The sequence below is a fragment of the Thermomonas sp. genome, from assembly GCF_041905325.1.
Taxonomy (GTDB): Bacteria; Pseudomonadota; Gammaproteobacteria; order Xanthomonadales; family Xanthomonadaceae; genus Thermomonas.
The window spans coordinates 139068-162930 of record NZ_JAYRLK010000005.1 but is presented as its reverse complement, the minus strand read 5'-3'; the positions used below and the strand labels follow the sequence as shown (position 1 = coordinate 162930).

The window sequence follows — 23863 nt, the reverse complement described above, 5'->3', positions numbered from 1 at the left end:
CGTTCGACGCGCACACGGCATGGCAGCGGCGATGCCGTGTGCATCGCCACCGGGAGCGAGGGTCAGGGGGTCAAATCAGCAGGATGGCTGCCGGATGCGCGGTGGGCCGCTTCCATGGAATGGGCGGCGGGATGTCCGGTTGCAGCCTGGCCTGTGCCAGCGTCGGCAGCAGGGCCACAGTCATGGCCGGCACCAACGCCGGCAGCACGGGCACGGCGGGGATGCGGGCAACGTCAGGGCTGGGGGTGCCTTGGTCGCAATGCGCCGCGCACAGGCTTGCATCGTCGCCTGCCGGCGGCGGGGCATCGTGGCAGTTGCCATCGTGGCCAGCCATCGCCGGCATGACCTGCGCGACCGTCGCCGATGGCCCTGCCGCGCACAGCGCATGCCATGCCAGCGCGGTCTGCGACCACAGCAGCGCCAGCATCGCGACGAGCGCGATGCGAAGGCGAAGGCGGTGGCGCAGCGGTTTCATCGGGAATTCGGTCGTCGGGGTCGGGCTGGACGGAGCGCGGCCAGTATCGACCTTGCCCCGGGGGCAAGGTCAAGCCGCGATGCGTCAGTGCTTGGCCTTCGCCAGCGCCAGCCAGGTATCGACCACGGTGTCGGGGTTCAGCGACACCGATTCGATGCCCTGTTCCATCAGCCACTGCGCGAGATCCGGATGGTCGCTGGGGCCCTGTCCGCAGATGCCGACGTACTTGCCCTTGGCGCGCGCCGACTGGATCGCCATCGACAGCATTTTCTTCACCGCCGGGTCGCGCTCGTCGAACAGGCCGGCCACGATGGCGCTGTCGCGGTCCAGGCCCAGGGTGAGCTGGGTCATGTCGTTGGAGCCGATCGAGAAGCCGTCAAAGATCTCCAGGAACTCGTCGGCCAGCAGCGCGTTCGAAGGCACCTCGCACATCATGATGATCTTGAGATCGTTCTCGCCCTGCACCAGGCCGTTCCCGCGCAGCTCCTCGACCACCTTGCGGCCTTCGTCCAGCGTGCGCACGAACGGGATCATCACCCACACATTGTCCAGGCCCATCGCCTCGCGCACGCGCTTGACCGCCACGCATTCCAGCGCGAACGCGTCCTTGAAGCTGGGGTCGATGTAGCGCGAGGCGCCGCGGAACCCGATCATCGGGTTCTCTTCATGCGGTTCGTACTTGCCGCCGCCCAGCAGGTTGGCGTATTCGTTGGACTTGAAGTCCGACAGCCGCACGATCACCGGCTTCGGATACACCGACGCGGCAATCGTGGCGATGCCTTCCTTCAGGCGTTCGATGTAGAACTCCACCGGGCCTTCGTAACCGGCGATGCGGGCGTCGATCTTCGCCTTGGTGTCGGCGTCCTGCTTCGCATATTCCAGCAGCGCCTTCGGGTGCACGCCGATGTGGCTGGCGATGATCATTTCAAGGCGGGCCAAACCAATCCCGGCGTTGGGCAGCTGGCCGAAGTCGAAGGCGCGGTCGGGGTTGGCCACGTTCATCATGATCTTCAGCGGCGCCGGCGGCATGTTGCCAAGATCCGTGGTGGTGCGCTCGAAGGGCAAGGCACCCTGGTAGATGAAGCCGGTATCGCCCTCGGCACAACTGACGGTGACCGTATCGCCATCGTGGATGCAATCCAGTGCATCGCCGGTGCCGACCACTGCCGGCACGCCCAGTTCGCGGGCGATGATCGCCGCGTGGCAGGTGCGGCCACCGCGGTTGGTGACGATGGCGGCGCTGCGCTTCATCACCGGCTCCCAGTCGGGATCGGTCATGTCGGCGATCAGGACGTCGCCGGGCTGCACGCGGTTCATGTCGTCCAGCGAGCGCACCACGCGCGCGGTGCCGCTGCCGATCTTGTGGCCGATGGCGCGGCCTTCGGCCAGCACCTCGCCGCGAGCGCCCAGCGCGTAGCGCTCGATCTGGGTGGCATGCGCGCGCGACTTCACCGTCTCCGGGCGCGCCTGCAGGATGTACAGCTTGCCGGTGTGGCCGTCCTTGCCCCATTCGATGTCCATCGGCCGGCCGTAGTGCTGTTCGATGACCAGCGCCTGCTTGGACAGCTCCTCCACGTCGGCATCGGTGACCGAGAACCTGCCGCGCAGTTCGGCCGGCGTGTCCTCGGTGCGCACGCGCTCGCCCGGCGCATCGGAATAGACCATGCGCAGCTGCTTGCTGCCCAGCGAGCGGCGCAGGATCGCCGGCTTGCCGGCCTGCAGAGTGGGCTTGTAGACGTAGAACTCGTCCGGGTTCACCGCGCCCTGCACGACCATTTCGCCCAAACCATGGCTGGCGGTGACGAACACCACGTCGCGGAAGCCGGACTCGGTGTCCAGGGTGAACAGCACGCCGGAGGCACCCACATCCGAGCGCACCATCAGCTGGATGCCGGCGGACAGGAACACGTCCTCGTGCTTGAAGCCGTGGTGGACGCGATAGGCAATCGCGCGGTCGTTGTACAGGCTGGCGAAGACTTCCTTGACCTTGCGCACCACGTCGTCGGCGCCGGTCACGTTGAGGAAGGTTTCCTGCTGGCCGGCGAAGCTGGCGTCCGGCAGGTCTTCGGCGGTGGCGGAGGAACGCACGGCCACGGCGATGTCGGCTGCGCCGCTGTCGGCGCAGAGCTGCGCGTAGGCGCTGCGGATGTCGGCATCCAGCTGCGGCTGCAGCGGGGCGTCGATCACCCAGCCGCGGATCTCCGCGCCGGCGGCGGTCAGCGCCGGCACGTCCTCCACGTCCACCGTCGCCAGCTTGTCGTAGATGCGCGCATGCAGGTCGTTGTGGGCGATGAAATCCTTGAACGCATCGGCGGTGGTGGCGAAGCCGCCCGGCACCGAGACGCCCAGGTCGGCCAGTTGGCCGATCATCTCGCCGAGCGAGGAGTTCTTGCCGCCCACCTGGGCGAGGTCGGACAGGCGCAGGTCGTGCAGCCAGAGGACATTCTTGGCGGAAGCGAGGGAAGTCAAGGCAGGCTCCGTGGGGGCAGGGCAGCTGGAAGTCCGCTATTTTAACCTGCCCGCCAGCGAGGAATGCCGATGGATTCCGCCCGCCCCGTTTTTTATGTCTCCGACGGTACCGGCATCACCGCCGAAACCATCGGCCACAGCCTGCTGACCCAGTTCAGCGGCTTGCGCTTCGTGAGCGATCGCTTGCCGTTCGTGGACTCCGCCGACAAGGCGCGCGAGGCGGCGGCGCGGGTGCGGGCTGCCGGGGAGGCGTTGGGCCTGCGCCCGATCGTGGTCAATTCCTGCGTGGATGAAGCGCTGAACCGCATCCTGGCGGAAAGCGGGGCGTTGATGCTGGACGTGTTCGCGCCGTTCATCGCGCCGCTGGAGCAGGAATTGGGGTGCAGCCGCGAGGCACAGATCGGCCGCGCGCACGGCATCGTGGACTTCGACATCTACCACCAGCGCATCAACGCGATGAACTACGCGCTGACCCACGACGATGGGGTGAAGCCCGACTACAAGGATGCCGACGTGATCCTGGTGGCGGTGTCGCGCGCCGGCAAGACGCCCACCTGCGTCTATCTGGCCCTGCAGCACGGCGTGAAGGCGGCCAACTACCCGCTGACGCCGGAGGATCTGGAAAGCGAGCACCTGCCCGCCAAGTTGCGCCAATACCGCGGCAAGCTGTTCGGCCTGACCATCGACCCGCTGCGTCTGCACCAGATCCGCCAGGAGCGCCGGCCGGATTCGCGCTACGCGCAGCTGGACACTTGCCGTCGCGAAGTCGCGCAGGCCGAGACGATGCTGCGCCGCGAGGGCATCGAACTGCTCAGCACCACCAATGCCTCGATCGAGGAAATCTCCAGCCGGGTGATGAAGCACCTGGGCATCAGTCGCGAAATGTACTGAGCGCGTGCAGTCGGCAAGCAGGCAGCCGGCCTCTTCAAAACTAGGCCGGAAGCGGCCTGCCGTCAATCCTGCCGGAGCGCGATGGGCGCGTGTAGGATCAGGCCATGCCGCTTGCCACCGTTCATCGCAAACCACTGCCCATGCTCAGCCGCTTCGGCTGGCTGATGGGCCTGTATGCCGAGAACCATGCCCGCATGCAACGCCTGTTCGAAGCCGGCGATCTGGCTTGCGGCCACTACGTGTCGCAAGTGGGCGATGGGCTGGACGTGCACCTGCACGTACTGGAGCAGCATGCCTATACCACCGAGCTGCGCCTGAGTTATGGCCTGCTCGACCCGCAGACCGGCATGGCCGATCCGTCCGCCAGCCTGCGCCTGTACCGCGACGCGCGACAGGTCGAGGCCACCCATTGCTACGCCGGTCGCCGCTGGCAGGACGTGATCGGCATGTATCCGCCGCCACGGCGCGTGCTGGATCATCGCCTGCGCATGAACACGTTCCTCGGCAAGTGGTTGCAGTACCTGGCCGAACGCGGGCATGGCGTGGCGACCTTGCGCCTGCTGGATGACGCACCGCCAAAAAAAGTTGCAGAAAACGCTTGACGGTTCCCGATTTCACCCCCAGAATGCGCGTCTTTCCAGCCCGTGGGGCCATAGCTCAGCTGGGAGAGCGCCTGCATGGCATGCAGGAGGTCGCCGGTTCGATCCCGGCTGGCTCCACCACGTTTCACAATGTTTCCGGTTCTGTCCCCATCGTCTAGAGGCCTAGGACATTACCCTTTCACGGTAGCGACCGGGGTTCGAATCCCCGTGGGGACGCCACCTTCGGAATCGGCAAGCAACGCACCACGCAAACGGCCACCTTCGGGTGGCCGTTTGCGTGGTGGCTCAGAGATAAATCATGCGTTGCTGGCGCAGGATTTCACTCGTGTGAAAGAGTAGCTTTGCAACACCCAGCCACCGTTGCCGCTGGTACCTACCCAGAGATACACCCATTGCTGGGAAATTTCGCCGCCGCACGAACTAATGCCGATGGTTTGGCCTGGGCTGCCGCCGGCGGGAAGCGGGACAGGCGGGTAGGGATCACTGAAGGTGTTGCCGGGGGAGGGCGTGTCCACGCGAACCGTGGTCTCCCCCAGACTGTCAAAGTCACCCAGCAATTGTCCCTGTTCGGTTCTGGATGCACGGTCGATCAGCCAGCGTTTGACAGCAGCAGCCTCTGCAGTATTCGCGCGATAGGTGGCTTGAACGCTGGATCTGTACTTGACCTGCGCCTGCAAGGGGAGCGATGCGACGCAGGCAAGGACGATTGCGAAAAAAGCGATCCTCAGGCGCATCGAAATTCTCCTGAAATGGGACTTTCTGGCGGGCAGTCGCTTGAACCTACTATTGGATGGGGGGGGGGGATGTCAACAAGTCTGCGGTGCCTCACGCGTCCTTGTTGTGCCGTCGCATCAGCCGCTGTTTCTCGCGATTCCAGTCGCGTTCCTTGCTGGCCTCGCGCTTGTCGTGGGTTTGCTTGCCGCGTGCCAGTGCCAGCTCGGCCTTGACCTTGTTGCCTTTCCAGTACAGCGCGGTGGGAATCAGGGTGTAGCCGTCGCGCTGCACGCGACCGATCAGCATGTCGATCTCGCGACGATGCAGCAGCAGCTTGCGGGTGCGGCGGTCGTTGGCCACCACGTGGGTGGACGCCTGGATCAGCGGGGTGATCTGCGCGCCGATCAGGAACAATTCGCCTTGCAGCACCACTGCATAGGCGTCGACGATGTTGGCGCGGCCGGCGCGGATCGCCTTCAGCTCCCACCCCTGCAATGCCAGGCCCGCTTCGAATTTTTCCTCGAAGCTGTATTCGTGGCGCGCACGCTTGTTCAGCGCGATGGTGCCGACGCCGTTTGCCTTATCCTTGTGGTTCTTCTTGCTCATCCCGCCATTCTCGCCGATTCGCCCGTGCAGCGGTGCGGATTGCCTGCACGGACCCTTCGATGCCCATCATCCAGCGCAGTGCCTTGGTCGAACATTCCACCGCGCGCATGTTCGCGCTGGTCAACGATGTGCTGGCGTATCCGCGCCGTTTCGACTGGTGCCGGCAGGCGCTGGTGCTGGAGGCGGGCGAAGGACGCCTGCTGGCGCGGCTGGACCTCGGGGTTGGCGGGTTCCACACCTGGTTCACCACCGAAAACCTGCTCAGCCCCCCGCACCACATCGACATGGCGCTGCGCGACGGCCCGTTCCGTCAATTGCAGGGGCGCTGGGAATTCCATGCGTTGGACGAGTGTGCCTGCAAGGTGCTGCTGCGCCTGGAATTCGAACCCCTGTCGCGGTTGCTGGCGCCGGCCCTGCAGATCGGGATGCAGGGCCTTGCCGACCGCATGGTGGACGATTTCGTGCGCGAGGCCGACAAGGGGGGCGATTGATGCAGGTGCAGCTTGTGCGTGCCTGGCCGGAACGTCACGAGGCCGTTGTCGTGGATGTCGCAGCCGCGGCCGACATCGCGGCGGCGTTGGCGGCCGCGGGCTGGCAGCTGGATGCGGAATTCGTTGCGTTGGCGGTGTTCGGGCAGGCGGCCACGCCGGCCACGCGGTTGCATCCCGGCGATCGCATCGAGTTGTTGCGGCCCCTGCAGATCGACCCCAAGCAGGCGCGCCGGTTGCGTGCCCAGCGCGGCAAGCCGCGTTAACGACGCCGCTTCTTGTCCTTGTCCTTGGCCAGGTTGGGGCCGAAGTACTTGATGGAGTCGCGTGCCAGCTCGGCATCCTGCTCCGGGAAGTATTCGCCTTCCCAGCGCGACAGCTGGCCGTTTTCGAACCACAGCGTCATGGTCTTGACCACCGGCTTGCCGGTGCGGCCGATGCGCTGGCTGGCCACGTAATCCCAGCGGTTGTGGTGGAAGGGGTCCTGGATCGATGGCGTTCCCAGCAGCATCATCACCTGGCGCTGGTCCATCCCGGCCTGCAATTGGTCCACTGCGGTCTTTTCCAGCAGGTTGCCTTGGAAGACGGGTTGCCGGTATTGCAGGCCACAGCCGGTTGCCAGCAAGGTTGCAAGGAAAAGAGGCAGCAGCTTTTGCATCGGCGGGGCGGGGCAGTGGTGGAAGCGCCGATGATACACTCCAATGCCAGCTGTTCGGCTGGTTCGTTTTCCGGCATGAGCGGCCCGCGATGTTCCGTTCACGCGCCGTTACCCACTACCGGGCGTACCCACGGAGGAACACCGATGTCGCAGGATCTTCGCAAAGCCGGGCTCAAGGTCACCCACCCCCGGCTACGCATCCTGGAGTTGCTGGAGCATGCCAAGCCGCAGCACATGACCGCCGAGGACATCTACCGCCAGTTGCTGGCGGAGGGTGAGGACATCGGTTTGGCCACGATCTACCGGGTGCTGACCCAGTTCGAATCCGCCGGGTTGGTGCTCAAGCACAACTTCGAAGGCGGCACCGCCGTGTACGAGCTGGATCGTGGCGAGCACCACGACCACATGGTCGACCTCGACACCGGCAAGGTGATCGAGTTCCACAGCGATGAAATCGAAGCCTTGCAGCAGAAGATCGCCGCCAGCCACGGCTACGACATCGCCGACCATGCGCTGGTGTTGTACGTGCGCAAGCAGCGTTGACCTGCCCTGCCTGCGGCGTGCCATGCGCGCAGGGAAGGGGCGGGGCCGCGAAGGGAGCGCCAACGAAAAAACCCGCCGTCACCGGCGGGTTTTTCATGGATCAGGCGTCGCAGCGGATCAGACCTGCATCGCCTTGGCGACTTCGGCCAGGTAGTCTTCCTGCACCTTCTCGATGCCTTCGCCAACCACCAGGCGCTGGAAGCCAACCACGTCGGCACCGGCGGCCTTGACCACGGCTTCCACGGTCTTGTCACCGTCCAGCACGTAATTCTGGCCGTACAGGGTCACTTCGCTGACGATCTTGTTGATCTTGCCGCTGATGATCTTTTCCAGGATCTCGGCCGGCTTGGCCTTGTCCTTTTCGCTCATCTTGGCCAGCTCGATTTCCTTTTCCTTGGCCACGAACTCGGCCGGCACGTCGGCGGCCTTGTTGTGCGGCGGGTTCATGGCGGCCACGTGCATGGCCAGGCCGCGGGCCAGCTCTTCGCTGCCGCCGGCCAGTTCCACCAGCACGCCGATCTTGCCGTTGGTGTGCACGTAGGTGCCCACGTTGTTGCCGGTGTCGAGCATGATCAGGCGGCGAATCTGGATGTTCTCGCCCAGCTTCTGCACGGCGGTGGCGCGGGCTTCCTCGACGCTCTCGCCGGACACCAGCTTGGCTGATTTCAGGGTTTCGACATCGGCGCTGCCAGCGGCCAGCGCGGCGGCGGCCACGGCATCCACGAATGCCTTGAAGTTGGCATCGTTGGCCACGAAATCGGTTTCCGAGTTCACTTCCACCAGCACGGCCTTGCCGCCGGCCTGGGCCATGGCCACGCGGCCTTCGGCGGCGACGCGGCTTGCCTTCTTGTCGGCCTTGGCAGCGCCGGACTTGCGCAGCGCCTCGGCGGCGGCGTCGATGTCGCCATTGTTTTCGGAGAGTGCCTTCTTGCACTCCATCATGCCGGCGCCGGTGCGCTCGCGCAGATCCTTCACGAGGGAAGCGGTGATTTCAGCCATTGGGGTAAACCTCTGAATTGGGTGCTGTGAGCCCCGCTCCCGTGACGGGAGGGGGGTTGGGGAAGGGGTGCGCGATTGCGCGCAACCCCCTCATCCGGCGCTACGCGCCACCTTCTCCCGCAAGGGGAGAAGGGAAAGCATGGCGTGCCCGGATTGCGAGGCGATTACTCGCCTTTCTTGCCGTTGCGGCGGGCCGGCTTGGCGGCTTCCTCGCCCTCGACCGCGGCGGCGAAGTCTTCTTCGCGCACGTTGGCGGCGTTCGGGGCGGCGGCCTTGCCTTCCAGCACGGCGTCGGCGGCGGCGCGGGCGTACAGCTGCACGGCGCGGATGGCGTCGTCGTTGCCGGGGATGGCGTAGTCCACCAGCTCCGGGTTGTAGTTGGTGTCGACCACCGCGATCACCGGGATGCCAAGCTTCTTGGCTTCCTTGATGGCGATGTCCTCATGGCCGATGTCGATCACGAAGATGGCGTCGGGCAGGCGGTTCATTTCCTTGATGCCGCCCAGGCTGGCCTGCAGCTTGTCGCGCTCGCGGCGCAGGCCCATCACTTCGTGCTTGACCAGCTTCTGGAAGGTGCCGTCGGTTTCCGCGGCTTCCAGTTCCTTCAGGCGCGCCACCGACTTCTTCACGGTGGCGAAGTTGGTCAGGGTGCCGCCCAGCCAGCGCTGGTTCATGAACGGCATGCCGCAACGCTCGGCTTCTTCCTTGATCGCCTCGCGCGCGCTGCGCTTGGTGCCCAGGAACAGGATGGTGCCGCGCTTCTGCGCAACGCCGCTGATGAAGTTCATCGCGTCGTTGAACAGCGGGACGGTCTTTTCCAGGTTGATGATGTGGATCTTGCCGCGGGCACCGAAGATGTACGGGCCCATCTTGGGATTCCAATAGCGGGTCTGGTGGCCGAAGTGGACGCCGGCTTCCAGCATCTGGCGCATGGTGATCTGGGGCATTGCTGAAACTCCTGTAGTGGAACCCGCGCCGGTTGAATGAAGGCGCTGCGCCGCGGCCGCAGGGGCTGGCGCTGGATTCCGGGGTTGGGCCTCCCCGTCGTCACCGCTTCCGAACCCGCTTGCGCGGGCACCCCGGAGCGGGGATTGCCGACAGGTGTGGATTCGACGTGCCGGGCACATGGTTCCGGCTTGGCAAGCCGCCCGTCGTGGCGACCGTGAAACCAGACAAGTATGTCGGAAATGCGACGGAAGCGCAATTTCGGCCGGCAAGGCAGGGCTCACAAGCTGTTGCGCATTGCAGCATGACATGCGAGGATTCGCCCACGATGCACGCCTACCTCGCCACGCGCCATGCTTGCTCTGCCCGGATGGCCTCCGGCATGACGTCGCGCGCGCGCCGACCGGAACCCTCACATCCCGCTGGGTAATCCGGACGCGTCGTCGTGCTTCACCATCCGAACCCAGCCCCCAGGCTGGGTTTTTGCGTTTCTGGCCCCCGAAAATCTCCCTTCCCACCGAGTCGACCGTCGATGAAGCATTTCCTCAACACCCAGGACTGGAGCCGCCCCGACCTGGACGCCCTGCTGGCGCAGGCCGCCATGTTCAAGCGCAGCAAGCTGGGCGACGCCATGAAGGGCCGCTCGATCGCGCTGGTCTTCTTCAACCCGTCCATGCGCACCCGCACCAGCTTCGAGCTGGGCGCGTTCCAGCTGGGCGGCCATGCGGTGGTGCTGCAGCCGGGCAAGGACGCGTGGCCGATCGAGTTCGACCTGGGCACGGTGATGGACGGCGACACCGAGGAGCACATCGCCGAGGTGGCGCGGGTGCTGGCGCGCTACGTGGACCTGATCGGCGTGCGCGCCTTCCCGAAGTTCGTCGACTGGTCGGTGGACCGCGAGGACCGGGTGCTCCAGGCCTTCGCGAAGTACTCGACGGTGCCGGTCATCAACATGGAGACCATCACCCATCCCTGCCAGGAGCTGGCCCACGCGCTGGCGTTGCAGGAGCACTTCGGCACCAGCGACCTGCGCGGCAGGAAGTACGTGCTGACCTGGACCTACCACCCGAAGCCGCTGAACACCGCCGTGGCCAACTCGGCGCTGACCATCGCCACCCGCCTGGGGCTGGACGTGACCCTGCTGTGCCCGACCCCGGACTACGTGCTGGACGAGCGCTACATGGGCTGGGCCGCGCAGAACGTGGCGGAAAGTGGCGGCTCGCTCCAGGTCAGCCACGACATCGAGAGCGCCTATGCCGGCGCCGACGTCGTCTATGCCAAGAGCTGGGGCGCGCTGCCGTTCTTCGGCAACTGGGAACCCGAGAAGCCGATCCGCGACCGCTACAAGCACTTCATCGTCGACGAGGCGAAGATGGCGCTGACCAACGACGGCGTGTTCTCGCACTGCCTGCCGCTGCGCCGCAACGTCAAGGCCACCGATGCGGTGATGGACTCCCCGCGCTGCATCGCCGTCGATGAAGCCGAAAACCGCCTGCACGTACAGAAGGCCGTGATGGCCGCGCTGCTGCGCTGAGCCCCGATTCCCCTTTCCCGTCGTCCCCCTCGGAAATCCCAATGACTGCCCCCAACGACTCCCGCGACATCGTCCTCGCCTTCTCCGGCGGCCTCGACACCAGCTTCTGCGTGCCCTACCTGAAGGAGCAGGGCTGGAACGTGCACACCGTGTTCGCCGACACCGGTGGCGTGGATGCCGAGGAGCGCGCCACCATCGAGGCGCGCGCGGCCGAACTGGGCGTGGCCTCGCACGTCACCGTCGACGGCGGCCCGGCGATCTGGTCCGGCTTCGTGAAGCCCTTCGTGTGGGCGGGCGAGGGCTACCAGGGCCAGTACCCGCTGCTGGTCTCCGACCGCTACCTGATCGTCGACGCCAGCCTGGCGCGGGCGCGCGGGCTGGGCACCAATGCCATCGCCCACGGCTGCACCGGCATGGGCAACGACCAGGTGCGCTTCGACCTGGCGGTGAAGTCCAGCGGCGACTACCGCATCGTCGCGCCGATCCGCGAAATCCAGAAGCAGCACACCCAGACCCGCGCCTTTGAACAGGCCTACCTGGAGGCGCGCGGCTTCGGCGTGCGCGCCAAGCAGAAGGCCTACACGATCAACGAGAACCTGCTGGGCGTCACCATGTCCGGCGGCGAGATCGACGCCTGGGAAGCGCCGGGCGAGGGCGCGCGCGGCTGGTGCGCGCGCCGCGAGCACTGGCCGGCGGAGCCGCTGGAAGCCACGCTGCGCTTCGAGAACGGCGAGGCGGTGGCGCTGGACGGCCACGACCTGCCGGGCGAGAAGATCCTGGCCAAGCTCAACACCATGTTCGCCCAGTACGGCGTCGGTCGCGGCCTGTACACCGGCGACACCACCATCGGCCTCAAGGGCCGCATCGTGTTCGAGGCGCCGGGTCTCACCGCGCTGCTGGCCGCGCACCGCGCGCTGGAGGAAGCGGTGCTGACCAAGCAGCAGAACCGCTTCAAGCCGGACGTTGCCCGCAAGTGGGTGGAACTGGTCTACGAGGGCTTCTTCCACGATCCGCTGAAGGCCGACCTGGAGGCGTTCCTGGCCTCCAGCCAGCGCATGGTCAACGGCGAGGTGGTGCTGCGCACCAACGGCGGCCGGGTGGATGCCATCGCGGTGCGCTCGCCGCACCTGCTGAACGCCAAGGGCGCGACCTACGCGCAGTCCGCCGACTGGGGCGTGGAGGAGGCCGAGGGCTTCATCAAGCTGTTCGGCATGAGCAGCACGCTGTGGGCCGAGGTGAACGGCGGGCAGGGCGGTGGCTGACATGCTCGACGCGGTCCTGCGCCACCTCGACGCGCTGGTGGCCTTCGACACCCGCAACCCCCCGCGCCGGATCGGCAGCGGCGGGATCTTCGACTACCTGCGCGCGCAGCTGCCGGGGTTCCGCTGCGACGTCGTCGACCACGGCGACGGCGCGGTGTCGCTGCTGGCTGTGCGCGGCACCCCGCGGCGCGTCTTCAACGTGCACTTGGACACGGTGCCGTCGTCCGAGGCCTGGGACGCGGACCCGCTGCGGCTGCGGGTCGTTGGAGATCGCGCCGTCGGTCTGGGCGCCTGCGACATCAAGGGCGCGGCGGCGGGACTGGTGGCCGCGGCCAATGCCACGTCGGGCGATGCCGCGTTCCTGTTTTCTTCCGACGAGGAGGCCAACGACCCGCGCTGCATCGCCGCGTTCCTCGCCGAGGATCGCGGCTTCACCGAGGCGATCATCGCCGAGCCCACCCGCTGCGAGGCGGTGCTGGCGCATCGCGGCATCAGTTCGGTGCTGCTGAAGTTCAAGGGCGAGGCCGGGCATGCCTCGGGCGCGAACGCGATGAACGCCAACGCGCTGCACCAGGCGATGCGCTGGGGTGCCAACGCACTCGCGCTGGTCGAAGGCGAGGCGCATGCGCGCTTCGGCGGCCTGACCGGTCTGCGCTTCAACATCGGCAAGGTCGAGGGCGGCATCAAGGCCAACGTGATCGCGCCCAGCGCGGAGGTGCGCTTCGGCTTCCGCCCGCTGCCGTCGCACGACCTCGATGCGCTGCACGCCCGGTTTGGCGCTTGCGCCGCGCCGGGGGCACTGGAGCGTTACGAAGAGACCTTCCGCGGGCCGTCGCTGCCTGCCGGCGATATCGCCACTGCGGAGGAGCGCCGCCTGGCCGCGCGCGACCTCGCCGACGCGCTGGGCCTGCCGATCGGCAACGCCGTCGATTTCTGGACCGAAGCCTCGCTGTTCTCGCAGGCCGGCCTGACCGCGTTCGTCTACGGCCCGGGCGACATCGCCCAGGCGCATACCGCCGGCGAATGGGTGGCTCTGGACGAGCTCCAGCGCTACGCCGAGTCCATCACCCGCATCCTTGGAACCTGACCTGCCGTGACCCCGATCCTCTCCCCACACGCCGTGCACGATCCGCAGACCCGCCAGACCATCGTGCGGCTGCTGTCCAGCATGGGCAGCGCGAAGGAAATCAGCCAATACCTGAAGCGCTTCTCGCAGCTCGACGCGGCGCGCTTCGCCGTGGTCAAGGTGGGTGGCGCGGTGCTGCGCGACGACCTCGACGCGCTGGTCTCCTCGCTGGCCTTCCTGCAGGACGTCGGCCTGACGCCCATCGTCATCCACGGTGCCGGCCCGCAGCTGGACGTGGAGCTGTCCGCCGCCGGCATCGTCAAGCAGACCATCGACGGCCTGCGCGTGACCTCGCCGGAAGCGCTGGCGATCGTGCGCCGCGTCTTCCATGCCCAGAACCTGAAGCTGGTGGAAGCGCTGCAGGCGGCGGATGCGCGCGCCACGTCGATCGTGTCCGGCGTGTTCGAAGCCGACTACATGGACCGCGAGCGCTACGGGCTGGTGGGCGAGGTGAAGCGCGTCGACCTGGCGCCGATCCAGGCCAGCCTGCAGGCCGGCTCGATCCCGGTGATCGCGTCGCTGGGCGAGACCATCGGCGGGCAGATCCTCAACGTCAACGCCGACTTCGCCGCCAACGAGCTGGTGCAGGAACTGCAGCCCTACAAGATCGTGTTCCTGACCGGCACCGGCGGGCTGCTGGATGCCGACGGCCACATCATCGACTCGATCAACCTGTCCACCGAATACGACCACCTGATGCAGCAGCCGTGGATCGAGGGCGGCATGCGGGTGAAGATCGAGCAGATCAAGGACCTGCTGGACGGCCTGCCGCAGGCCTCCTCGGTGTCCATCACCCGGCCGTCCGAACTGGCCAAGGAACTGTTCACCCACAAGGGTTCGGGCACGCTGGTGCGCCGCGGCGAGCGCGTGCTGCAGGGTGATGCCTGGACGGACTTCGACCTGCCACGGCTGCGCGGACTGATTGACTCGGCGTTCGGGCGCAAGCTGGTGCCGGACTACTTCGAGACCACCCGGCTGCATCGCGCCTATGTCAGCGAGAACTACCGCGCCGCGGTCATCCTCACCCGTGAGGAGGACGGCGTGTACCTGGACAAGTTCGCGGTGCTGGACGAGGCGCAGGGCGAGGGCCTGGGCCGGGCGGTGTGGCTGGTGATGCGCGAGCAGAACCCCGCACTGTTCTGGCGTTCGCGCCACGGCAACCCGGTCAACGCGTTCTACGACGCAGAATCCGACGGCTGCATCAAGCAGGAGAAGTGGAAAGTGTACTGGTACGGCGACGCCGGCTTCCCGCTGATCGAACGCTATGTCGCGCTGTGCGCGCAGCGACCGGCCACGCTGGAGGAGCCGGCGTGAGCGCGGCGATCAAGGTGGGCCTGGTCGGCGCGCGCGGTTACACCGGCGCGGAGCTGATCCGCCTGTTCGCGGCGCACCCGCGCTTCGAACTGGCGTTCGTGACCTCGCGCGAACTGGACGGCCAGCGCGTGGCCGATCACAACGCCGGCTTCGCGGGCGAGCTGCGCTACAGCTCGCCCGACTACCGCGACCTGCCGGGGCTGGGCGCCGACGCCGTGGTGCTGGCGCTGCCGAACGGCAAGGCCGCGCACATCGTCCAGCAGTTCGACGCCGCCGGTGTCGATCCGGTCATCGTGGACCTGTCCGCCGACTATCGCTTCGATCCGTCCTGGTACTACGGCCTGCCGGAGCTGACCCGCACGCGCTATGCCGGGCAAAGGCGCATCAGCAACCCGGGCTGCTACGCCACCGCGATGCAGCTGGCGATCGCGCCGATGCTGAATGTGCTGGACGGGCCGGTGCAGTGCTTCGGCGTCAGCGGCTATTCCGGCGCCGGCACCACGCCCAGCGACAGGAACAATGTCGAATTGCTGCGCGACAACCTGATGCCGTACGCGCTGGCCGGCCACGTCCATGAGCGCGAAGTGCCGCACCAGCTGGGCCATCCGGTGGAGTTCATGCCGCACGTCGCCCCGCATTTCCGTGGCATCACCCTGACCGCCAACCTGCACCTGTCGATCGCGTTCGAGCGCGAGGAAGTGCGGGCGCGTTACCGCGGTCGCTATGCCGGGGAGCCGCTGGTGCGGGTGCAGGATGAAGCGCCGTGGGTCAGCCGCATCGCCGGCAGGCACCACGTCGAGATCGGTGGCTTCACCCTGTCCGGCGACGGCAGGCGGCTGGTGGTGGTGGCCACCGAGGACAACCTGCTCAAGGGCGCGGCCACCCAGGCGCTGCAGAATCTCAACCTCGCCTTCGGGCTGGACGAACTGGCCGGCATCCCGGCGTACGAGGAGGCGGCATGAGCGATCTTCTGTGGCAGAAGCCCGGGGTGGCGGTGGACGCCGGCATCCAGGCCTTCCTGGCCGGCGACGACGTGCTGCTGGACCGCGCGTTCTTCCTGCACGATATCGCCGCGAGCACGGCCCATGCCGAAGGCCTGCAGCGCATCGGCATCCTCACCGTGGACGAACTGGGCGGGCTGAGGCGCGAGTTGGCCAATCTGGCCGATGATTTCAGCAACGGTGCCTTCGTCCTCGACGAGCGTTTCGAGGATGGCCATTCCGCCATCGAGGCGCGGTTGACCGAGCGCCTGGGTGATGCCGGCCGCAAGATCCACACCGGCCGCAGCCGCAACGACCAGGTGCTGGTTGCGACGCGCCTGTGGCTGAAGGAGAAACTGGCGCGGGTGGCGCAGCTCTCGCGCGAGATCGCCAAGGTTGCGCTTGACCGCGCCGAAGCGGAGAAGGACCTGCCGGTTCCCGGCTACACCCACATCCAGCGCGCCGTGGTGTCGTCGGCCGGGCTGTGGTGGGCGGGCTGGGCGGAGGCGTTCATCGACGATGCGGTGCGCGCCGCCGACACGCTGGCGCTGGTGGACGGCAACCCGCTGGGCACGGCGGCCGGCTACGGCGTCAATCTCAAGCTGGATCGCGAGCACACCACCCGCGCACTGGGCTTCGCGCGCATGCAGGTGTCGCCGGTGTACGCGCAGCTGTCGCGCGGCAAGTTCGAGCTGGCGGCGCTGGAGGCCTTGGGCAGCGCGACGCTGGATCTGCGTCGTCTGGCCTGGGACCTGTCGCTGTTCACCAGTGCGGAGTTCGGCTTCGTCGCGCTGCCGGCGCAGTACACCACCGGCAGTTCGATCATGCCGAACAAGCGCAACCCCGACGTGATCGAACTGATGCGCGCCACCCACGCCAGCGTGGCCGCGGCGCGTACCGAGATCGAGCAGCTGCTGTCGCTGCCGTCCGGCTACCACCGCGACCTGCAGGCGTCCAAGGGCGCGATCTACCACGGCTTCGGCCGCGGTCTCGCCGCGCTGGAACTGCTGCCGGCGCTGCTGGCCAATCTCGACTGGCGTGAAGACCGCCTGCGTGCGGCGATCGACTCGGGCATGTATGCCACCGACGTGGCGGTGGAGGCGGCGGTCGCTGGCGTGCCGTTCCGTGAGGCTTACAAGGCGGCAGCAGCGACGGCCGGAGAGGCCGGACAGGGCCGCACGCCGGAAGGCTCGCTGGCGGCGCGCACTTCGCCGGGTGCCGCCGCCGATCTCCTGCTGGACGTGCTGCGCGCGCGCTGGGAGGCGCTGTGAACACCACGCCCCTGCGCCATCTGGTGCTGGTGCTGCGCCGGCCTGGATTCGATGCCGGCCTGCTGCCGGCGCATGCCGCCTTCCTTGATGGACTGCGCGAACGCGGCGTGCTGGACACCAGCGGCGGCTTCACCGATGGCAGCGGCGGCGCCTACCTGCTGCGCGGCATCGCCGGGGTGGAGGAGGCGCGCAGGATCGCGGCGTCCGATCCGCTGGCGGTGCATGGCGCATCGGACATCGTCGTCCACGAATGGAAGATGCATTGAGCCATGGACACGCAGGCCTTCCCCGCCCAGATCCTGCCGCCGTGGAAACGCGCGGTGCTGAAGGTCGGCAGCAGCCTGCTTGCCGCCGAGGGTGGCGGCCTGAGCCCGCGCTTCGCGCTGGGGCTGGCGCAGTTCGTGCTGGCCAGCCGGCAGGCCGGTCGCGAAGTGGTGATCGTCTCTTCCGGTGCAGTGGCCGCCGGCCGCGCATTGCTGGCCAACGGCAGGGACGCCGCCCCGGCGATTGCCGCCAAGCAGGCACTGGCGGCACTGGGGCAGGCGCAGCTGGTCGCGCTGTGGCAGCGTTTTTTCGAAGCGCCGGTGGCGCAGGTCCTGCTGACCCACGATGACCTGCGCAATCGCCGACGCTACCTCAATGCGCGCACTGCGCTGCTGGAGCTGTTGCGCGTCGGCGCGGTGCCGGTGGTGAATGAAAACGACACCGTTGCGGTTGACGAGTTGAAGCTGGGCGACAACGACAACCTGGCCGCGGCGGTGGCCTCGCTGGTGGATGCCGACCTGCTGCTGATCGCCACCGACATCGACGGCCTCTACAGTGGCCATCCCGTGCGAGACCCGATGGCCCGCCCGATTCCGAGGCTGGAGGCGGTGACGCCCGAGGTGCTGGCGATGGCGGGCGAGGCCGGCGCGCTCGGCACCGGCGGCATGCGCACGAAGCTGGAAGCGGCGGCGAAAGCGGCGGCGGCAGGCGTGAGCACCGCCCTGTTCTGTGGCCGCACCGCCGCCACCGTGGCGGCACTGGGGCAGGGCGTGCTGCACGGCACCCTGATCGCCGCGCACGACAGCCGCCTGAGTGCACGCAAGCAATGGCTGCGGCATGCGCCGCTGACGGGTGCGGTGGTGGTGGATGCCGGGGCGCAGGCGGCGTTGCTGCGTGGGGCGTCGCTGTTGCCCGGTGGTGTCTCCAGCGTGACGGGGGATTTTCGCCGTGGCGATGTCGTCGCCGTGCATTCGCCCGGCGGCGCGCTGCTGGCGCATGGCCTGGTGCAATACAACGCCCGCGATGCATCGCGCATCGCCGGCCACCACAGCCGCGACATCGACGGCCTGCTGGGCTTCCATTACGACGAAGCGATGATCCATCGCGATGACCTGGTGTTGCTGCAACGGGAGGGCACATGAGCGGATACGTACGCGCACTGGCACAGGCCGCGCGCGCGGCGCAGGCGCATGTCGCGGCTGCCAGTGGCGACATGCGGCAGGCCTTGCTGGAGGCGATGGCCGCGCAGTTGCTGGCCGGGCAGGACGCCATCCTTGCCGCCAATGCGCAGGACATGGCCCGGGCGCAGGCAGCCGGTGCCAACAAGGCCGCGCTGGATCGCCTGCGGCTGGATGCCGCGCGCGTGCAGGGCATGGCCGATGCGCTGCGTGAAGTGGCAGCGCAAACCGACCCGTTGGGTGAAATCACCCGCCGCGACAGTCGCCCCAATGGCATGGTGGTGGAGCGCCAGCGCATTCCGCTGGGGCTGGTGGCGATGATCTTCGAGGCGCGTCCGAACGTGACCGCCGAAGCTGCCGCGCTGTGCCTGAAAGCCGGCAACGCGGTGCTGTTGCGCGGCGGCTCCGAGGCGGCGGCCAGCAACGCGGCGATCGCCGATTGCCTGCACATGGCATTGCGCGAAATGGGTCTGCCGGAAGCGGCGGTGGCGCTGGTCACCGATACCGCCCGCGAGCACGTGCTGGAATTGCTGCAACTCAGCGACCTGGTCGACCTGGCGATCCCGCGCGGTGGCGAAAGCCTGATCCGCTTCGTCGCCGAACACGCCCGCGTGCCGGTCATCAAGCACTACAAGGGCGTCTGCCACCTGTACGTGGATCGTGCCGCCGACGTCGAACAGGCCATCGCCCTGCTGCTGGATGGCAAGGCTTCGCGTCCCGGCGTCTGCAACGCGCTGGAAACCCTGCTGGTGCATCGCGACATCGCGCCGGCGTTCCTGCCGCGTGCGCTGGCGGCGCTGAAGGCGCGCGGGGTGGTGGTGCGCGGCGATGCCGCCGTGCGCGCCTGCGATCCCGCGCTGGCCGCCGCCACCGACGCGGATTTCGATGCCGAATTCCTCGACCTCGTCATCGCCGCGCGCGTGGTCGACTCGCTCGAGGACGCCATCGCCCACATCCATCGCCACACCTCCGACCACACGGAAGTGATCGTGACCGAAGACCCGGCGGCGGCGGCGGCGTTCGTGCATGCCATCCGCAGTTCGGCGGTGATGGTGAACGCCTCCTCGCGCTTCAACGATGGCGGCCAGCTGGGGTTGGGCGCGGAAATCGGCATTTCCACCACCCGCCTGCACGCCTACGGGCCGATGGGGGTGGAGGCGCTGACCATCGAACGCTTCGTGGTGCGCGGCAACGGGCAGGTGCGGCACCCGGAGCTGCTGCGCGACCCTCCAGCCGACTGCTGAGCGATCACCGGCGGCGGGTCACTTCGCGCTGCCGGGTGGGGTGGCCGGTACCGCAGGGGCGGCGGGCGGGGTGGCGGCGGGCCCCATCTTCACCGGCAGGCTTTCGCCGATGCCCAGCGCCGCATCCTCGGCCGACTTGGTCATCACCACGATGCTGATGCGGCGGTTGATCGGGTTCAGCGGGTTCTGCTTGTCGAACGGCACCGATGCGCCGAAGCCGACCACGCGCGCCATCCTCGCGGTGTCCATGCCGCCTTCCAGCAGCGCGCGGCGCGCGGCGTTGGCACGGTCGGCACTCAGCTCCCAGTTGCTGTAGCCGATGCGGGTGGAATATTGCGCGGTGTCGGTGTGGCCGGCGATGCTGACCCGGTTCGGCACCTTGTTGATGAAGTGCGACAGCTCATGCAGGATCCCCTCGGTGTAGGGCATCAGGCGTGCGCTGCCAAGGTCGAACATCGGCCGGTTCAGCTTGTCCACGATCTGGATGCGCAGCCCTTCCGGGGTGATGTCCAGCAGCAACTGGTCCTTGAACGGTTCCAGCGCCTGGCTGCTGTTGATCGCCTCCTGCAATTCCTGCATCAACTCTTCCAGCCGCTTCTTTTCCTGCTGGCGCTGCTCGGCATCGCTGGCGGATTTGTCGGCCGGGTCGCGGGTGAATTCAGCGCCGGGGCCCTTGGGCAGCTCCATGGTGCCGCCCAGCTTGATCATCGAATTGCTGGCACCACCGGGGCCGTTCATGCCGCGGGCCGGGGCCGGGCTCTTGCCGGCCAGCGGGCTTGGGCTCTTGAAGTAGTCGGAGACCGCCTCGCGCTGCTTGGTGGTCAGTGCGCCCACCAGCCACATCACCAGGAAGAACGCCATCATCGCGGTCACGAAGTCGGCATAGGCGACCTTCCATGAACCGCCGTGATGGCCGCCGCCATTGATTCTCTTGATCCGCCGGACGATGACCGTCGGCTTGTCGTCGTTGCCGGCCATGGCTTATTTCAATGTCTTGAGATGCTGTTCGAACTCCAGGAAACCCGGTCGCAGTTCGGTGGGCACGGTCTTGCGGGCGAATTCAAGCGCGATCTTGGGTGGATATCCGCGCAGGCTCGCCAGCAGCGCGGTCTTCACCGATTCATAGATGCGTGAGTCCTGTTCGGCGCGGGCCTCGATGGCCGATGCCAGTGGAGCCACGAAGCCGTAGGCCAGCAGGATGCCGAGGAAGGTGCCCACCAGCGCGCCGGCCACGTGCGCGCCGACCAGGGCGATGTCGCCGCCGATCGAGCCCATGGTGATGACGATGCCCAGTACCGCCGCCACGATGCCGAAGCCCGGCAGGCTGTCGGCCATCTTGGTCAGGGCATGGGCGGGGGCCAGGGACTCATGATGATGTTTTTCCAGCTCCAGCTCCAGCAATGGCTCCAGCTCATGCGGTTCGATATTGGAGCCGATCATCAATCGCAGGCAGTCGGTCATGAAATCCAGCAGGTGATGATCCCCCTGGATGCGCGGGTAATTGGCGAATACCGCGCTTTCATGCGGGTTTTCGACATGACTTTCGAGGGCCATGAAGCCTTCCTTGCGGGCGCGATTGAGCAGGTCGTAGAGCAGGCTGAGTGCGTCGAGGAAGTCCTGCTTGGCATAGCGGGGGCCCTTGAGCACGCCGGTTGCCGCGGCGATCGTCTGTTTGACGGTCTTGATGGGCGTGGCGACCAGGAAGGCACCGATGGCGGCACCGCCGATGATCACGAACTCGTAGGGTTGCCAAAGTGCGGCCAACTTGCCATGCGAGCCGATGAAGCCGCCGATGACGCTGAGAATGACGACGACGAAACCGACAATGATGAGCATGGGCGCGCGCGCGGCGGAGACGTCTGCATCTTAGCGCCTGTCTCCGGGAAAAGCTGCAGTGCGCCCACTCCGGCAACCCGCACGGCAAGCACGCGCCAATCCGGACATGCGGACATACCCTGTTCGCGCTATGCCTTATCGCGAATAGCCTAGACCGGCGGGGTGTTCCTAGACTCCACGGATCGCGCAGGCCCCGGCCTGCTGACCCTCGGGAGTCTTCCGCATGCCCCGCGCCGCATTCCGTTTCTCCGGCCTTGCCATCCTGTGGTTGGGCTGTTCGCTGGCCTGCACCACGGCCAGTGCCGCCTGTGCGCCAGACACCGGCGCGTCGATGCCGGCATCGCCTCAGCACGCGCAAGTGGCTGCCGCCGGAGCGGGCGATGCCGGCCCAGCGGCATCCGCTGCCGCCCCCGATGCCACCCAGGCGGCCACCCAGGAGGCGCGTGAGGTACTGGCGGCCATCGGCAGACTGGATGATGCCGACACCGCCCTGTCGATGGCGACCGAAGGCGCGGCGCTGTACCAGCAGGAAAAAGTGAAGCTGGATGGTTACGCCTATTGCAGCCAGGCGGTGGAGCTGGCCGAGCGCGGCGAGTTCCGCGAAAGCGCCCAGGCTGCCAGCAAGGCCCTGCATGTGGCCCTGCAGACCGGCAATATCGACCTGCTGGGCAAGGCGTATCGCGACCTGGCCATTGCCTTCAGCTACGCCGGCCGGCTGGAACGTGCCGAACAGTTCGCGACCCTCGCACTGAAATACCCGGGCACGGACCCCTCCCAGGTCAATGGCCCGGCGCGCAAGACGCTGGGCGACGTGCGTACGCGCCAGGGGCGCTATGCCGAAGCGATCGCCTATTACGACCAGGCGCGCGAAGCCAGCTCGCCGCGGTTCCGGCCACTGGTGGAGGCATCGCTGGCCAATGCCCTGATCCTGTCCGGGGATCTTGCGCGCGCGCGCAGCACCCTGGACGCCTTGCCGGTGCCGGCCGACGCGGCGCAGCAGGCGCAATTGCAGCGCACTCGCGGGCGTCTGCTGCTGGCCGAGAACAAGCCTGCCGAAGCGCTGGCGCTGTACCAGCAATTGGCGGGCGCACCGGTCTCCGGTGACGAAGGTTTTTATCGCGCGTGGGCGCTGGACGGCGTTTCCAAGAGCGAGCAGGCCCTCGGCCGCGATGCCGAGGCGGCGCAGGCGCTGGATCAGGCCATCGACCAGTTCGACAAGGCCCGCGCGCAGTTCCGCAGCGACGAGTTCAAGATGGGCCTGTTCTCCGACCTGCAATCGGTGTTCGAACGGGCGATCGCCCTGCACGGCAAGCTGGGGCAGGCCAGCCAGGCCTTCGACATCAGCGAGCGCAGCCGCGCGCGCGCGCTGCTGGATGCGGTGGCCGGACGGGTGGAGATCGACAAGGGCGAGGCGGTCGCCATCGATGCCAAATCCTTGCAGGACATGCTGCGCCCGGACGAGACCGTGGTCGCCTTCCACACCCTGCCGGACCGTTTGCTGGCATGGGTGCTGACCCGCGAAGGCGTGCGCGAGGTCAAGTTCCCGGTGGCCCTGCCACGCGCCGACCTGGCGCGGTTGGTGGATGCCTACCGCGATGCGTTGATCCGGGTCAGCCCGAATGCGCAGGCCGTCAGCGACAAGATCGGCCAATTGCTGCTGGCGCCGCTGGGGGTGCCGGCCGGGCAGCGGCTGGTGATCGTGCCGCATGGCCCGCTGCATTACCTGCCGTTCCAGGCCTTGCGGCTGGACGGCCAGTACCTGATCGAACGCAACCCGATGTCCATTGCCCCGTCGATCAGCGTGGCGGCGCGGTTGGCGGCCCGCACCCCGACGGTCGCCCCGCAATTGCTGGCCTTCGGCAATCCGGCGATCAACCCCGAGGTGGCCGATCCGCTGCCCGGTGCCGAGCGCGAGGTGCATGCATTGGCCCAGCAGTTCCCGGGGGCCACCCTGTTCTTCCGCGAACAGGCCAACAAGGACAATTTCCTCCGCGATGCGCCGAATGCACGCTTGGTGCACATCGCCGCGCACGCCATGGCCGATACGCTGGACCCGCTGCATTCCAAGGTCTTGCTGGCCGATGAAAACGGCCAGCCGAACTACCTGGAAGCCAAGGACGTGCTGTCGATGCGGCTGGGCAATGTGGCGATGGTGGCGCTGTCGGCGTGCGAATCCGGGCTTGGGCGGGTGGAAAACGGCGACGAGGTGCTGGGGTTCACCCGCTCCTTCCTGTCCGCCGGCACTTCCACCTTGCTGGCATCGCTGTGGCCGGTCTCGGACGCCGCCACCGAAAAATTGATGACCACGCTGTATGGCGATCTGGCCAAGGGCGAGGAAGTGCAGGATGCCATGCGCGATGCGCAGCGGGCGGTGTTGGCCAATCCGGAAACCGCGCACCCGTATTACTGGGCGCCGTTCAACCTGATCGGCAATTGGCGCTTGCAGGTGGGCAAGTGAACGCGG

The 23863-nt window shown here is 67.3% G+C and carries 23 protein-coding genes, 2 tRNA genes and 1 pseudogene; 17 read left to right on the top strand and 9 right to left on the bottom strand.

Features of this window, described 5'->3' with window-relative positions:
• Window positions 1-70 precede the first annotated feature (70 nt).
• A complete protein-coding gene (locus tag ACE3OK_RS07570) occupies window positions 71-475 on the bottom strand; it encodes a hypothetical protein (protein ID WP_374248927.1) in 405 nt (134 codons plus the stop codon).
• Window positions 476-559: 84 nt separating this feature from the next.
• Window positions 560-2944, bottom strand: coding sequence for a phosphoenolpyruvate synthase (gene ppsA / locus ACE3OK_RS07565; RefSeq protein WP_374248926.1), 2385 nt, complete (start codon window positions 2942-2944; stop codon window positions 560-562).
• 69 nt (window positions 2945-3013) lie between these two features.
• Here ppsA and ACE3OK_RS07560 point away from each other — a divergent pair, with 69 nt between their 5' ends.
• The 4 genes from ACE3OK_RS07560 to ACE3OK_RS07545 all read left to right on the top strand — a co-directional run bounded on the left by ACE3OK_RS07560 (window position 3014) and on the right by ACE3OK_RS07545 (window position 4656).
• On the top strand, window positions 3014-3835 hold the full coding sequence (locus tag ACE3OK_RS07560) for a pyruvate, water dikinase regulatory protein (RefSeq protein WP_374248925.1): 822 nt from the start codon (window positions 3014-3016) through the stop codon (window positions 3833-3835).
• Between the two features lie 104 nt (window positions 3836-3939).
• Window positions 3940-4437, top strand: coding sequence for a DUF1249 domain-containing protein (locus ACE3OK_RS07555; protein ID WP_374248924.1), 498 nt, complete (start codon window positions 3940-3942; stop codon window positions 4435-4437).
• A gap of 44 nt (window positions 4438-4481) precedes the next feature.
• A tRNA-Ala gene (locus ACE3OK_RS07550) sits at window positions 4482-4557 on the top strand.
• 23 nt (window positions 4558-4580) lie between these two features.
• Window positions 4581-4656: transfer RNA gene (locus tag ACE3OK_RS07545), tRNA-Glu, on the top strand.
• A 77-nt stretch (window positions 4657-4733) separates the two neighbouring features.
• Here the strand turns inward: ACE3OK_RS07545 and ACE3OK_RS07540 are convergent.
• Window positions 4734-5171, bottom strand: a complete 438-nt coding sequence (locus ACE3OK_RS07540; RefSeq protein ID WP_374248923.1) for a hypothetical protein — start codon at window positions 5169-5171, stop codon at window positions 4734-4736.
• 91 nt (window positions 5172-5262) lie between these two features.
• Entirely contained in the window at window positions 5263-5757 is a 495-nt protein-coding gene (smpB, locus tag ACE3OK_RS07535; protein ID WP_374248922.1) for an SsrA-binding protein SmpB, read from the bottom strand.
• 59 nt (window positions 5758-5816) lie between these two features.
• On the opposite strand from smpB, the gene ACE3OK_RS07530 reads away from it, so the two are divergent.
• Both ACE3OK_RS07530 and ACE3OK_RS07525 read left to right on the top strand, forming a co-directional pair.
• Entirely contained in the window at window positions 5817-6248 is a 432-nt protein-coding gene (locus ACE3OK_RS07530) for a type II toxin-antitoxin system RatA family toxin (RefSeq protein WP_374248921.1), read from the top strand.
• Window positions 6248-6511 carry an RnfH family protein gene (locus ACE3OK_RS07525; RefSeq protein WP_374248920.1) on the top strand — a complete coding sequence of 88 codons (264 nt, stop codon included), beginning with the start codon at window positions 6248-6250 and terminating at the stop codon, window positions 6509-6511. Before ACE3OK_RS07530 ends, ACE3OK_RS07525 begins: the two co-directional genes overlap by 1 nt.
• Here ACE3OK_RS07525 and ACE3OK_RS07520 read toward each other — a convergent pair.
• Window positions 6508-6903 carry an outer membrane protein assembly factor BamE gene (locus tag ACE3OK_RS07520; RefSeq protein ID WP_374248919.1) on the bottom strand — a complete coding sequence of 132 codons (396 nt, stop codon included), beginning with the start codon at window positions 6901-6903 and terminating at the stop codon, window positions 6508-6510. The two genes, ACE3OK_RS07525 and ACE3OK_RS07520, sit on opposite strands and share 4 nt — an antisense overlap.
• 144 nt (window positions 6904-7047) lie before the next feature.
• Here ACE3OK_RS07520 and fur point away from each other — a divergent pair, with 144 nt between their 5' ends.
• On the top strand, window positions 7048-7446 hold the full coding sequence (gene fur, locus ACE3OK_RS07515; RefSeq protein WP_374248918.1) for a ferric iron uptake transcriptional regulator: 399 nt from the start codon (window positions 7048-7050) through the stop codon (window positions 7444-7446).
• A 117-nt stretch (window positions 7447-7563) separates the two neighbouring features.
• Here the strand turns inward: fur and tsf are convergent, their stop codons facing one another.
• Both tsf and rpsB read right to left on the bottom strand, forming a co-directional pair.
• Complete coding sequence (gene tsf / locus ACE3OK_RS07510; protein ID WP_374248917.1) at window positions 7564-8445, bottom strand: translation elongation factor Ts; 882 nt, start codon at window positions 8443-8445, stop codon at window positions 7564-7566.
• A gap of 164 nt (window positions 8446-8609) precedes the next feature.
• Window positions 8610-9392 (bottom strand): 30S ribosomal protein S2, encoded by a 783-nt coding sequence (rpsB, locus tag ACE3OK_RS07505; RefSeq protein WP_374248916.1) that lies wholly within the window; start codon window positions 9390-9392, stop codon window positions 8610-8612.
• A 530-nt stretch (window positions 9393-9922) separates the two neighbouring features.
• Here rpsB and ACE3OK_RS07500 point away from each other — a divergent pair.
• The 9 genes from ACE3OK_RS07500 to ACE3OK_RS07460 are packed head-to-tail and all read left to right on the top strand — an operon-like array spanning window position 9923 to window position 19563.
• Window positions 9923-10924 carry an N-acetylornithine carbamoyltransferase gene (locus tag ACE3OK_RS07500; protein ID WP_374248915.1) on the top strand — a complete coding sequence of 334 codons (1002 nt, stop codon included), beginning with the start codon at window positions 9923-9925 and terminating at the stop codon, window positions 10922-10924.
• 41 nt (window positions 10925-10965) lie between these two features.
• Window positions 10966-12186 (top strand): argininosuccinate synthase, encoded by a 1221-nt coding sequence (locus ACE3OK_RS07495; protein WP_374248914.1) that lies wholly within the window; start codon window positions 10966-10968, stop codon window positions 12184-12186.
• Entirely contained in the window at window positions 12179-13273 is a 1095-nt protein-coding gene (locus ACE3OK_RS07490; protein ID WP_374248913.1) for an acetylornithine deacetylase, read from the top strand. Before ACE3OK_RS07495 ends, ACE3OK_RS07490 begins: the two co-directional genes overlap by 8 nt.
• Before the next feature lie 6 nt (window positions 13274-13279).
• Complete coding sequence (locus ACE3OK_RS07485) at window positions 13280-14626, top strand: acetylglutamate kinase (RefSeq protein ID WP_374248912.1); 1347 nt, start codon at window positions 13280-13282, stop codon at window positions 14624-14626.
• Entirely contained in the window at window positions 14623-15588 is a 966-nt protein-coding gene (gene argC, locus ACE3OK_RS07480) for an N-acetyl-gamma-glutamyl-phosphate reductase (RefSeq protein WP_374248911.1), read from the top strand. The genes ACE3OK_RS07485 and argC overlap by 4 nt, the downstream gene beginning before the upstream one ends.
• Window positions 15585-16877, top strand: a complete 1293-nt coding sequence (gene argH, locus ACE3OK_RS07475) for an argininosuccinate lyase (RefSeq protein WP_374248910.1) — start codon at window positions 15585-15587, stop codon at window positions 16875-16877. The genes argC and argH overlap by 4 nt, the downstream gene beginning before the upstream one ends.
• Window positions 16874-17143 (top strand): YciI family protein, encoded by a 270-nt coding sequence (locus tag ACE3OK_RS07470; protein WP_374248909.1) that lies wholly within the window; start codon window positions 16874-16876, stop codon window positions 17141-17143. Before argH ends, ACE3OK_RS07470 begins: the two co-directional genes overlap by 4 nt.
• A 3-nt stretch (window positions 17144-17146) precedes the next feature.
• Window positions 17147-18283, top strand: coding sequence for a glutamate 5-kinase (proB, locus tag ACE3OK_RS07465; RefSeq protein ID WP_374248908.1), 1137 nt, complete (start codon window positions 17147-17149; stop codon window positions 18281-18283).
• Window positions 18280-19563: a glutamate-5-semialdehyde dehydrogenase gene (locus ACE3OK_RS07460; protein ID WP_374248907.1), complete on the top strand. Its 1284-nt coding sequence runs from the start codon at window positions 18280-18282 to the stop codon at window positions 19561-19563. Before proB ends, ACE3OK_RS07460 begins: the two co-directional genes overlap by 4 nt.
• Before the next feature lie 36 nt (window positions 19564-19599).
• Here the strand turns inward: ACE3OK_RS07460 and motB are convergent.
• Together motB and motA are read right to left on the bottom strand one after the other, a co-directional pair.
• Window positions 19600-20541, bottom strand: a pseudogene (gene motB, locus ACE3OK_RS07455) (flagellar motor protein MotB); the annotation flags it as partial.
• 3 nt (window positions 20542-20544) lie between these two features.
• Complete coding sequence (gene motA / locus ACE3OK_RS07450; RefSeq protein ID WP_374248906.1) at window positions 20545-21399, bottom strand: flagellar motor stator protein MotA; 855 nt, start codon at window positions 21397-21399, stop codon at window positions 20545-20547.
• A 223-nt stretch (window positions 21400-21622) separates the two neighbouring features.
• Between motA and ACE3OK_RS07445 the strand changes: the two genes are divergently transcribed.
• A complete protein-coding gene (locus ACE3OK_RS07445) occupies window positions 21623-23857 on the top strand; it encodes a CHAT domain-containing protein (RefSeq protein ID WP_374248905.1) in 2235 nt (744 codons plus the stop codon).
• Window positions 23858-23863 lie beyond the last annotated feature (6 nt).